The 9,346-nt window shown below is 67.3% G+C and carries 14 protein-coding genes; 10 read left to right on the top strand and 4 right to left on the bottom strand.

What is annotated here, in order from left to right; all coding sequences use genetic code 11:
- Positions 1-24: 24 nt before the first annotated feature.
- On the bottom strand, positions 25-159 hold the full coding sequence (locus ACE2AC_RS16160) for a hypothetical protein (protein WP_375688460.1): 135 nt from the start codon (positions 157-159) through the stop codon (positions 25-27).
- A 154-nt stretch (positions 160-313) separates the two neighbouring features.
- On the opposite strand from ACE2AC_RS16160, the gene ACE2AC_RS16165 reads away from it, so the two are divergent.
- Positions 314-1,195: a LysR family transcriptional regulator gene (locus tag ACE2AC_RS16165; RefSeq protein ID WP_375688461.1), complete on the top strand. Its 882-nt coding sequence runs from the start codon at positions 314-316 to the stop codon at positions 1,193-1,195.
- A gap of 23 nt (positions 1,196-1,218) precedes the next feature.
- The gene (locus ACE2AC_RS16170; protein ID WP_375692124.1) at positions 1,219-2,097 is read left to right on the top strand and encodes a DMT family transporter; all 879 of its coding nucleotides are present in this window, start codon (positions 1,219-1,221) and stop codon (positions 2,095-2,097) included.
- A 6-nt stretch (positions 2,098-2,103) separates the two neighbouring features.
- Here the strand turns inward: ACE2AC_RS16170 and ACE2AC_RS16175 are convergent, their stop codons facing one another.
- Together ACE2AC_RS16175 and ACE2AC_RS16180 are read right to left on the bottom strand one after the other, a co-directional pair.
- Positions 2,104-2,595 carry a hypothetical protein gene (locus ACE2AC_RS16175; protein ID WP_375688462.1) on the bottom strand — a complete coding sequence of 164 codons (492 nt, stop codon included), beginning with the start codon at positions 2,593-2,595 and terminating at the stop codon, positions 2,104-2,106.
- Between the two features lie 96 nt (positions 2,596-2,691).
- Positions 2,692-3,045 carry an ArsR/SmtB family transcription factor gene (locus tag ACE2AC_RS16180; protein WP_375688463.1) on the bottom strand — a complete coding sequence of 118 codons (354 nt, stop codon included), beginning with the start codon at positions 3,043-3,045 and terminating at the stop codon, positions 2,692-2,694.
- A gap of 279 nt (positions 3,046-3,324) precedes the next feature.
- Here ACE2AC_RS16180 and ACE2AC_RS16185 point away from each other — a divergent pair, with 279 nt between their 5' ends.
- The 5 genes from ACE2AC_RS16185 (at position 3,325) to ACE2AC_RS16205 (ending at position 5,973) form a co-directional block, all read left to right on the top strand.
- Positions 3,325-3,675 (top strand): AtpZ/AtpI family protein, encoded by a 351-nt coding sequence (locus ACE2AC_RS16185; RefSeq protein ID WP_375688464.1) that lies wholly within the window; start codon positions 3,325-3,327, stop codon positions 3,673-3,675.
- Positions 3,653-4,429: a F0F1 ATP synthase subunit A gene (locus ACE2AC_RS16190; RefSeq protein WP_375688465.1), complete on the top strand. Its 777-nt coding sequence runs from the start codon at positions 3,653-3,655 to the stop codon at positions 4,427-4,429. Before ACE2AC_RS16185 ends, ACE2AC_RS16190 begins: the two co-directional genes overlap by 23 nt.
- Before the next feature lie 93 nt (positions 4,430-4,522).
- Entirely contained in the window at positions 4,523-4,759 is a 237-nt protein-coding gene (locus ACE2AC_RS16195; RefSeq protein ID WP_375688466.1) for a F0F1 ATP synthase subunit C, read from the top strand.
- Between the two features lie 81 nt (positions 4,760-4,840).
- Positions 4,841-5,407, top strand: a complete 567-nt coding sequence (locus tag ACE2AC_RS16200) for a F0F1 ATP synthase subunit B' (RefSeq protein WP_375688467.1) — start codon at positions 4,841-4,843, stop codon at positions 5,405-5,407.
- 5 nt (positions 5,408-5,412) lie between these two features.
- The gene (locus ACE2AC_RS16205) at positions 5,413-5,973 is read left to right on the top strand and encodes a F0F1 ATP synthase subunit B (RefSeq protein ID WP_375692125.1); all 561 of its coding nucleotides are present in this window, start codon (positions 5,413-5,415) and stop codon (positions 5,971-5,973) included.
- Between the two features lie 82 nt (positions 5,974-6,055).
- Here ACE2AC_RS16205 and cobO read toward each other — a convergent pair whose 3' ends face one another.
- Positions 6,056-6,664 (bottom strand): cob(I)yrinic acid a,c-diamide adenosyltransferase, encoded by a 609-nt coding sequence (gene cobO, locus ACE2AC_RS16210; RefSeq protein WP_375688468.1) that lies wholly within the window; start codon positions 6,662-6,664, stop codon positions 6,056-6,058.
- 239 nt (positions 6,665-6,903) lie between these two features.
- On the opposite strand from cobO, the gene ACE2AC_RS16215 reads away from it, so the two are divergent.
- Genes ACE2AC_RS16215 through ACE2AC_RS16225 form a run of 3 tightly spaced genes read left to right on the top strand, consistent with a single transcriptional unit; the run spans position 6,904 to position 9,346 of the window.
- The gene (locus ACE2AC_RS16215) at positions 6,904-7,524 is read left to right on the top strand and encodes an HAD family hydrolase (protein WP_375688469.1); all 621 of its coding nucleotides are present in this window, start codon (positions 6,904-6,906) and stop codon (positions 7,522-7,524) included.
- Positions 7,521-8,435, top strand: a complete 915-nt coding sequence (locus tag ACE2AC_RS16220) for an ornithine cyclodeaminase family protein (protein WP_375688470.1) — start codon at positions 7,521-7,523, stop codon at positions 8,433-8,435. Before ACE2AC_RS16215 ends, ACE2AC_RS16220 begins: the two co-directional genes overlap by 4 nt.
- The gene (locus ACE2AC_RS16225; RefSeq protein ID WP_375688471.1) at positions 8,432-9,346 is read left to right on the top strand and encodes an alpha/beta fold hydrolase; all 915 of its coding nucleotides are present in this window, start codon (positions 8,432-8,434) and stop codon (positions 9,344-9,346) included. Before ACE2AC_RS16220 ends, ACE2AC_RS16225 begins: the two co-directional genes overlap by 4 nt.

A 9,346-nucleotide genomic window follows, 5' to 3' on the forward strand; every position in this document is an offset into this window, starting at 1 on the left:
TGGTCGCCGCCTGCGCGTTTGGGGTTATTCGCCCTCGTCCGACAGTTCGAGAACCTTCATCGGTGCGGCAGCGACCTTCATCGCGTCGAACCAGATGGCCGAGGCCATCCAGACCGGCAGGGTGGCCGCGCTGAGCCATGCTTTCAGGTAGTAGTTCATTCGGTGTCTCCACGCTGCGAGGTGAAATGCCTCCCTGAACCCGAGGTGGGAACGCTGCGGCGCAGCATCGGGTTCCACGGCGGATACTGCCCTTGCATCTGAGCACGCAAAGCGCATTGATGGCGAAACGTGTTAGCAAGCGCACAAGTGACGAATGGACAACTGGGACGAAATCAGGACCGCCTACCAGGTGGCGCGGCTCGGCACCGTGTCGGGTGCTGCCGAGGTGCTTGGCGTGCACCATGCCACCGTGATCCGCCATATCGACGCGCTCGAGACGCGGCTGGGGGTCAAGCTGTTCCAGCGCCATGCCCGCGGCTACACCCCGACCGAGGCCGGGCAGGATTTATTGCGCGTGGCCCAGGCGACCGATGACCAGTTCAGCCAGCTTGCCGGGCGGATCAAGGGCCGCGGCAATGCCGTGTCGGGGGAGCTGGTGATCACGACGCTGTCGGGGTTCAGCCAGCTGCTGGTGCCGCCGATGGCCGCTTTCCAGGAAGAATACCCCGAGATCATCCTGCGGTACCTGACCTCTCAACGGCTGTTCCGGCTGGAGTACGGCGAGGCGCACGTGGCGATCCGGGCGGGCAGCCCGCCGCAGCAGCCCGACAACGTGGTGCAGCCCTTCATGGAGCTGAACTGGGCGATCTATGCCGCCCCGGCCTACATCGCGCGGCACGGTCAGCCCGCCGCGCCCGAGGAGGTGGTCAAGCACCGCTTCGTCGGCTTTGACGACCCGGCCAGCCGGGCGCCCTATGCCCAGTGGCTGCGGGAATTCGTGCCATCGTCGCAGATCGTGTTCCGGTCGGGCGACAACCGGGCCGTCCAGCGCGCGATCCTGGCCGGGATCGGCCTGGGCTTCCTGCGCCGGGACGAGGCCGCGCAGCATCCCGAGCTGGTCGAGGTGCATCCGCCGGCCGAGGAATGGAAGAGCCGGCTCTGGCTGGTGACGCACATGGATCTGCATCGGACGACCAAGGTGCAGACCTTCCTCAAGTTCCTCAAGGACTGGTTCAAGGACGAGGCGCAGAAGTGACCGCCGCGACCGGGGTGGTGCGGGTGCGGCAGCCGATGAAGGGCCATGCCGCGATGCTGGCGTTCTCGGCGCTGGTGGCGGGGTCCTTCTCGCTCGGCGTAATGGCGGCGCCCTTCGTCGATCCGGCGGCGCTGAACGCGGTGCGGTTCCTGCTGGCCGCGGTGATCGTCGGCACGGTGGCGGTGGCGACCACCGGGATCGAGCGCAGCGCGCTGCGGGCGCCGTGGCGCTACCCGCTGCTGGGGGGCATCTTTGCCATCTACTTCGTGCTGATGTTCGAGGGGCTCAAGACCGCCTCGGCCGTCAGTTCGGCGGCGGTGTTCACGTTGACCCCGGTGATGTCGGCGGTGGCGGGCTGGTTCCTGCTGCGCCAGATCACCACGGTCCGGATGGCGGCGGCGCTGGCGGTCGGGGCGACCGGCGCGCTCTGGGTCATCTTCGACGGCCGGATGTCGGCGCTGGTTGGGATGGAAATCGGGCGTGGCGAGGTGGTCTATTTCTGGGGCTGCGTGGCGCACGCGGTCTACACCCCGCTGGTGGCCAAGCTGAACCGGGGCGAGCCGCCGGTGGTCTTCACCTTCGGGATGCTCTGCGCCGGGTTCGTGGTGCTGACGGCCTATGCCTGGCCCGCGATCCTGTCGACCGACTGGGCCGCGCTGCCGGGTATCGTCTGGGTGACGCTGGCCTACATTGCAGTCTTTGCCAGCGCGACGACCTTTGTGCTGCTGCAGTTCGCGACGCTGCACCTGCCGTCGGCCAAGGTGATGGCCTACACCTACCTGACCCCGTCCTGGGTGATCGTGTGGGAGATCCTGCTGGGCCACGGCGCCCCGCAACCGCTGATCCTGGTCGGGATCTGCCTGACGGTGGTGGCGCTGCTGATGCTGCTGCGCGAGGACTAGGCGCGATCAGGACTGTTCGGGCAGGGTCGCGTCGGCGACGACGACGCGGGTGACCTCGGGCCGGATCTTGAGCGGGCCGAGCATCAGGAACATCGCGAGGAAGACCAGCGAGAGCGGCGCCATCAGGCTGAGCCGCAGCTGGATGCCGAAGGCGCCGTCGAGCAGCAGCTGCAAAAGGCGCAGCGGCAGCAGGGCCATCAGCGCGAAGGGGCTGAAGAACATCAGCAGCGCGAAGGGCATCCCGACAAAGGTCTTGGCCGCCGCGGTGGCCAGGTCGTAGCCCGCCGTGGTGGGCAGCAGCATGGTGCAGACCGCCAGCAGCAGCAGGAAACTGTCGATGAAGACGGGACCGCGCGCCGTCACAACTTCGCCGAACCCCTCGCGCCGCCATTCAGCGTAGAGGTCGCGCAGGCCCTGCGGCCCGTCCGCCAGCTCCGTCTCGGAGCGGTGCGCCCGGTGCGTCTGGCCCAGTGGCTTGGCTTCGGCGTGCATCGTCATGAGTCCAATCGCTAGGATCGGAATGCGGCGTCTTTTCGGCCAAGTTCGGGTGAATCCGTGCGAGATCGGTCGAAGTCGCGGAATCCGGGCTGCGGATCAGTCGCCGGTGGCGTCGGCCTCGTCGCCGTCGTCGCCCAGCTGGGACAGCAGGAATCGTTCGAACGCGTCGAGGTTCACCGGTTCGAACTGACCGAAGCCCTGCATCCAGACCGAGGCGTCGAACAGCCCCTTGGGTTCGAGCTTGCACCAGGTGATCCGGCCGCGCCGTTCCTGGCTGATCAGCCCGGCCCGCGTCAGGATGCCGAGGTGCTTGGAGATCGCGGCGAGCGAGACGTCGAACGGTTCTGCCACGTCGGTCACGGCCATGTCGTCCTCGAGCAGCATCGCGAGGATGCGGCGCCGGGTGGGATCGGCCAGGGCCTGGAAGACGAAGTCGAGGTCGCGGGTCATGCCCCTCATAAGGCGGTCGCGGCGCGGGCGGTCAAGCGGTGCCGGTGCGTTGTTCAACTTTTCGGTTGAATGAGGTGAAACCGCCGCTGGTGGCGCAAACGGGGGTGGTGCGCGTGTTCGACAGCTCAAATGGGGCATAAATTGCCTAGCAAAAACAGCGATTTGACCTGTCGTCCGGGCGTGGTCACGCTTGCTTGACTCACGCGGCGATGCCGCATAGCAACATCGCGGACGTTCGCAGGGGTATCCACGGTGTCCGAGCCCGACCATAAGGAGCGCATGGCGCAGCTTGAGGCCCGGCTCGAAGCCTATCGAAAGGCGCAGGACCCGGGCCCCCAGAACGCCGACGGCCATTCCCAGGCGCAGCTGGCCTGGCGGATGGTCACGGAGCTGGTCGCCGGGCTCGGGCTGGGCATGGCGATCGGGTACGGGCTGGATTACTTGGCGGGAACCGCGCCCTTCGGGATGCTGGTGTTCACGCTTCTGGGCTTTGTCGCCGGGGTGAAGACGATGCTTCGCTCTTCGGCCGAGGTCCAGCGGAGATCGACGGTCGAAGAGGCCGGCAAGGATGGCACCCCCGAGGGGGTCAGGGACGAAGAGGGCAGAGATGGCGACGGAAGCGCACGGTGAAGCGGCGGCACATGGGGCCGAACAGGGTGGCCTCGCGTTCCACCCGATGGACCAGTTCATCGTCAAGCCGCTGTTCGGCGACGGCCCGGTGCACTGGTACACGATCACCAACTCCACCCTGTGGATGGCGATCGGCGTCCTCTGCGTGATCCTGCTGCTGGTCGTCGGCACCTCGAAGCGCGCGACGATCCCGAGCCGCAGCCAGTCGATGGCGGAACTCGCCTACGGCTTCGTCTACAAGATGATTGAGGACGTCACCGGCAAGGACGGCGTGAAGTACTTCCCGTACATCATGACGCTGTTCATGTTCATCGTCTTCTCGAACATGCTGGGCCTGATCCCGATGGCCTTCACCCCGACCAGCCACATCGCCGTCACGGCGATCCTGGCGATGGCGGTGTTCCTCGGCGTGACGATCCTGGGCTTCGTCAAGAACGGCACCCACTTCCTTGGCCTGTTCTGGGTCACCGCCGCGCCGCTGCCGCTGCGCCCGGTGCTGGCCGTGATCGAGCTGATCTCGTACTTCGTGCGCCCGGTCAGCCACTCCATTCGTCTTGCGGGCAACATGATGGCCGGCCACGCAGTGATTAAGGTCTTCGCGGCCTTCGCCGCCATCGCCGCCGTCGCCCCGGTGTCCATCGTCGCGATCACCGCGATGTACGGGCTCGAAATCCTCGTGGCCTTCATCCAGGCCTACGTCTTTACCATCCTGACCTGCGTGTACCTCAAGGACGCCCTGCATCCCGCGCACTAAGGCACGGTGCGCGCCCGGCGCGCATCGCACGACTTAACCCGGGCTCCGGCCCAGAAACGAAAATCGGCAATTCCAATCCAAGGAGAGATCATCATGGAAGGCGATATCGGACAACTCGGCCAGTACATCGGCGTGGGCCTCACCGCCATCGGCATGGGCGGCGCAGCCATCGGTGTGGGCAACGTGGCCGGCAACTACCTGTCCGGCGCCCTGCGCAACCCGTCGGCAGCCGCTTCGCAGACCGCCACGCTGTTCATCGGCATGGCCTTCGCGGAAGCCCTGGGGATCTTCTCGTTCCTCGTCGCTCTGCTGCTGATGTTCGCCGTCTGATACCGGGCACTTGATCCTTCGTTGCGGACGGGTGCCTGAAAGGGCCCCGTCCGCGATGACATTGAGTTCCAGGAGAGACAGATGGCAACCGAAACACAAACGGCCGACGCCCAGGGCCTTGCGGACGTTACCGGCGTGGCCGGTCACGACGCCGGCGGCGCGGGCCTGCCGCAGCTCGACCTGACGCATTTCCCCAACCAGATCTTCTGGTTGCTGGTCACGCTCGTGGTCATCTACCTGGTTCTGAGCCGGGTGGCGCTGCCCCGCATCGGGGCCGTTTTGGCGCAACGCGCCGGCACGATCAGCAATGATATCGCGGCCGCCGAAGACCTGAAGCGCAAGGCGTCCGAGGCCGAAGCGGCCTATGAAAAGGCGCTGGCCGACGCACGTGTCGAGGCCGGTCGCATCGCCGCCGAAACGCGGGCCGAAATCCAGGCCGACCTGGATGCCGCCATCGCCAAGGCGGATGCACAGATCGCGGCCAAGACCGCCGAAAGCGAAGCCTCGATCGCGGAAATCCGCGCCGGTGCCATCGCCAACGTGCGGACCGTCGCCAAGGACACCGCGGCCGAGATCGTTGCGGCCCTGGGGTTCACGGCGGACAAGTCCGCCATCGACAGCGCCGTTGACGGCCGGGTGAAGGGGTGAGCATGATGAAAACTCGGATTGCCCTGATCCCCGCCCTGCTGGCCGCCACGCCGGCGGCTGCCGCTGACGGCCCGTTCTTCTCGCTGCACAACACGAACTTCGTGGTGCTGCTGGCGTTCCTGCTGTTCATCGCCATCCTCGTGTACTTCAAGGTGCCGGGCAAGGTGATGGAACTGCTCGACAAGCGGGCCGACGGCATCCGCAGCGAGCTGGACGAGGCACGGGCGCTGCGCGAGGAAGCCCAGACTCTGCTGGCCTCGTACGAGCGCAAGCAGAAGGACGTGCAGGCCCAGGCCGACCGCATCGTCGCCGGCGCAAGGGCCGACGCCAAGGCGGCGGCCGACCAGGCCAAGCTGGACCTCGAGCATTCGATCGAGCGTCGGCTGGCTGCGGCCGAGGACCGGATCGCATCGGCCGAGGCCGCCGCGGTCAAGGAAGTGCGCGACCAGGCGGTCACCGTGGCCGTGGCCGTGGCCCGCGAGGTCATCTCGAAAGAGATCACCGCGGCCCAGGCCAACAAGCTGATCGACGACTCGATCGCGACGGTGAGCGACAAGCTGCACTGAGGTCTTCGGACCCCATGAAATCGAGAAGACCCGGTCCTTGCGGCCGGGTCTTTTCGTTCGTGGAGGGGATGTCGGTACGGCGTCAGAACTCGACGCCGATCTGGGCCTTGATGCCGGAGCGGAACGGGTGCTTGACCAGCTCCATCTCGGTCACGAGGTCGGCGGCCTCGATCAGCGTCTCGGAGGCGTTGCGGCCGGTCAGCACGACATGGGTCATCTCGGGCTTCTCTTCTTCAAGGAAGCGGACGACCTCGGCCACGTCGATGTAGTCGTAGCGCAGGGCGATGTTGATCTCGTCCAGCAGGACCATGCGGTTGGCGGGGTCGCGGATCAGCTCCTTGGCCTTTTCCCAGGCGGCCTGCGCCATCTCGACATCGCGGTCGCGGTCCTGGGTTTCCCAGGTGAAGCCCTCGCCCATGGTGTGGAACTGGCACTTGTCAGCAAAGGTGGACAGGATCAGGTCGCGTTCGCCGGTGGACATGCCACCCTTGATGAACTGGACCACGGCGCAGGGCATGTCGTGAGCGATGCAGCGGAAGATCATGCCGAAGGCGGCCGTGGACTTGCCCTTGCCCTTGCCGGTGTGGACGATGATCAGGCCCTTCTCGCCGGTCTTGGTGGCCATGATCTTGTCCCGGGCGGCCTTCTTCTTGGCCATCTTCTGGGCGTGGCGGTCGCTGTCTTCGGTCATCGCGGCTCCTTTCGCAGTGGCGGGACTGTCCCGCATCGGCGGCGGGGCCGCAAGCGGCGGTTTACGTCGTGGCAAGGGTTTCGGGCGAGGCTCGGGCCATGAAAGTGTCGCTTATCCTGCTGGCCTGTGCCTTCTTTATCGTCGTTCTGTCCTGACCGCGCGCCACCGCTTGCGCCGCCGGTTCCCTGCGCTAACCTGCGCCCCGACAGCGGGAGGACCCGCGCGGACAGGGGACAGACATGCAGGTCGAAGCAGTCATTTTCGACATCGGGAACGTGCTGATCGAGTGGCAGCCGGAAAACTTCTACGACGCCGAGATCGGCGAGGCGCGGCGGCGCGAGATGTTCGGGACGGTGGACCTGCATGGGATGAACGACCGGGTCGACCTCGGGCACAACTTCCGTGACACGATCTACGGCACGGCGGATGCCAACCCGGCCTTTGGCGACGAGATCCGGATGTGGCACGATCGCTGGCTTGAGCTGGCGCGCCCGGTGATCCCGCAGTCGGTCCGCCTGATGCGGGCGCTGCAGGCCAAGGGCGTGCCGGTGTTCGCGCTGACCAACTTTGGCATCGGGTCGTTCGAGCTGGCACAGACCGAGTACGATTTCCTGAGCGAGTTCGACCGCGCCTATGTCTCGGGCCACATGGGGGTCATCAAGCCCGACGTGACGATCTACGAGATGGTCGAGGCCGATTGCGGCGTGGCGCCGGGCGCGTTGCTCTTCACCGACGACCGCGAGAAGAACATCGCCGCCGCCGACGCGCGGGGCTGGCAGACGCATCTCTTCGAGGGGCCACAGGGCTGGGCCGACCGGCTGGTGGCGGCGGGGCTGCTGGACGCGGCAGAGGCCGCATGAGCATCCCATTCATCAGCTTCGAGGAGGGCGAGGGCGTCCTCGACTGGATCGCGCTGACCGATGCGCTGGCGGCGGGGCACGACCTGCCGAAGGCCGAGATCGGGGACACCTTCCTCTATCGCGGGGACGACACGCTGCTGAACCGGTCGGCCTGGATCGACGGTCTGGGGATCGCGGTGAAATCGGCGACGATCTATCCCGGCAACAGGGCTCAGGGCCTGCCGGCGGTCAATGGCGGCGTGACGCTTTACGCCGACGCCACGGGGCTTCTGGAGGCGATCGTGGATTTCCACCTGGTGACCAAGTGGAAGACGGCGGGCGACAGCCTGCTGGCCGCGCGCCGGCTGGCGCGACCGGACAGCAGGCGGATCCTGATCGTCGGGGCGGGCACCGTCGCCGCATCGCTGCGCGAGGCCTATGGCGCGGGTTTCCCGGACGCGACCTTCATGGTCTGGAACCGGACACCGGCGGGGGCCGAGGCGCTGGCGGCGGCCTACCCAGACACCGAGGCGGTGACCGACCTGGCCGCCGCGGTCGCCGCGGCCGACGTCGTGACCTGTGCCACGATGAGCACCGAGCCGGTGCTGAGGGGCGACTGGCTGCAGCCGGGCACGCACCTCGACCTGATCGGCGCCTACCGGCCCGACATGCGCGAGGCGGACGACATGGCGCTGCAGCGGGCGCGGATATTCGTCGACAGCTTCGACACCACCGTCGGCCATATCGGCGAGGTGAAGACGCCGCTCGACACCGGGGCGATCACCGAGGCGGACCTGCTGGCCGACTACTACACCCTCGACGCCTTCCGGCGCGAGAGCGATGACGAGATCACGCTCTTCAAGAACGGTGGCGGTGCACACCTCGACCTGATGACGGCGCGCCACATCCTCGACAGCTGGAGCGCAAGGTGAGCTGGATCCTCCTCGTCCTCCTGCCGCCGCTGATCGTGGTGCTGGTCCCGCTGGTGAATGAATGGCGCAAGCCCCGGATGGCGGGCCGTTGGAGGGCCGGGGCGCCCGGCGACATGGCCGCCCTGTCGATGGGGGCCACCCATTTCCGCTGGCACGGGCCGGCAGATGCGGCAAAGACGGCGGTCTGCGTGCACGGGCTGACCACGCCGTCCTTCGTCTGGGACGGGGTGGCGGAACGGCTGGTGGCGCAGGGCTACCGCGTGCTGGTCTACGACCTCTACGGGCGCGGCTATTCCGACCGGCCGGCGGGGGCGCAGACGCGGGCCTTCTTTCTCACCCAGCTGGAAGAGCTGATCGCCCACGAGGGGATCACGGGCGAATTCACCCTTGTCGGCTATTCGATGGGCGGCTCCATCGCGACCTGCTTTGCCGCGAAGCACCCCGACCGGGTGCGGCGGCTGGTGTTGGTGGCGCCGGCGGGGCTGGGCCATGTCACGCCGCCCTTCGGGCGGTTCTGCATCGCCGTGCCGGGCATCGGCGACTGGCTGTTCCGGGCGCTTTTCCCGACCTCGTTCCGCCGCGCCGCCAGGAAGATGACCCGGAACGAGGGCATCCCGGCCGAGGTTTCGGCCGCGCAGGTGGCCGAGGTCGAGATGCGGGGGTTCGTGCCCGCGGTGCTGTCCTCGATGCGGGGCATGCTGGCCGAGACGCTGGAGACCGAGCACCGGGCGATTGCCGCCACGGGGATGCCGGTGCTGGCGATCTGGGCCACGCGGGACGCGACCATTCCGATCAAGAACATGGGCAGGCTGGCGACCTGGAACCGCACCGCGCAGCAGGCCCAGGTCGAGGGGGCGACGCACTGGGCGCCGATCACCCACCCGGACGAGGTTGCGCGCGCGATGCGCTGA

The sequence above is a fragment of the Pseudooceanicola sp. LIPI14-2-Ac024 genome (assembly GCF_042188925.1).
In the GTDB taxonomy this organism is placed as follows: domain Bacteria; phylum Pseudomonadota; class Alphaproteobacteria; order Rhodobacterales; family Rhodobacteraceae; genus Pseudooceanicola.

Bases quoted from the DNA above. Each gene is read 5' to 3' on its own strand.
- ACE2AC_RS16180 (WP_375688463.1), bottom strand. From the start codon at position 3,045: ATGACCCGCGACCTCGACTTCGTCTTCCAGGCCCTGGCCGATCCCACC.
- ACE2AC_RS16185 (WP_375688464.1), top strand. From the start codon at position 3,325: ATGGCGCAGCTTGAGGCCCGGCTCGAAGCCTATCGAAAGGCGCAGGAC.
- ACE2AC_RS16215 (WP_375688469.1), top strand. From the start codon at position 6,904: ATGCAGGTCGAAGCAGTCATTTTCGACATCGGGAACGTGCTGATCGAG.
- ACE2AC_RS16160 (WP_375688460.1), bottom strand. From the start codon at position 159: ATGAACTACTACCTGAAAGCATGGCTCAGCGCGGCCACCCTGCCGGTC.
- ACE2AC_RS16205 (WP_375692125.1), top strand. From the start codon at position 5,413: ATGAAAACTCGGATTGCCCTGATCCCCGCCCTGCTGGCCGCCACGCCG.
- ACE2AC_RS16165 (WP_375688461.1), top strand. From the start codon at position 314: ATGGACAACTGGGACGAAATCAGGACCGCCTACCAGGTGGCGCGGCTC.
- ACE2AC_RS16175 (WP_375688462.1), bottom strand. From the start codon at position 2,595: ATGACGATGCACGCCGAAGCCAAGCCACTGGGCCAGACGCACCGGGCG.
- ACE2AC_RS16190 (WP_375688465.1), top strand. From the start codon at position 3,653: ATGGCGACGGAAGCGCACGGTGAAGCGGCGGCACATGGGGCCGAACAG.
- ACE2AC_RS16200 (WP_375688467.1), top strand. From the start codon at position 4,841: ATGGCAACCGAAACACAAACGGCCGACGCCCAGGGCCTTGCGGACGTT.
- cobO (WP_375688468.1), bottom strand. From the start codon at position 6,664: ATGACCGAAGACAGCGACCGCCACGCCCAGAAGATGGCCAAGAAGAAG.
- ACE2AC_RS16195 (WP_375688466.1), top strand. From the start codon at position 4,523: ATGGAAGGCGATATCGGACAACTCGGCCAGTACATCGGCGTGGGCCTC.
- ACE2AC_RS16220 (WP_375688470.1), top strand. From the start codon at position 7,521: ATGAGCATCCCATTCATCAGCTTCGAGGAGGGCGAGGGCGTCCTCGAC.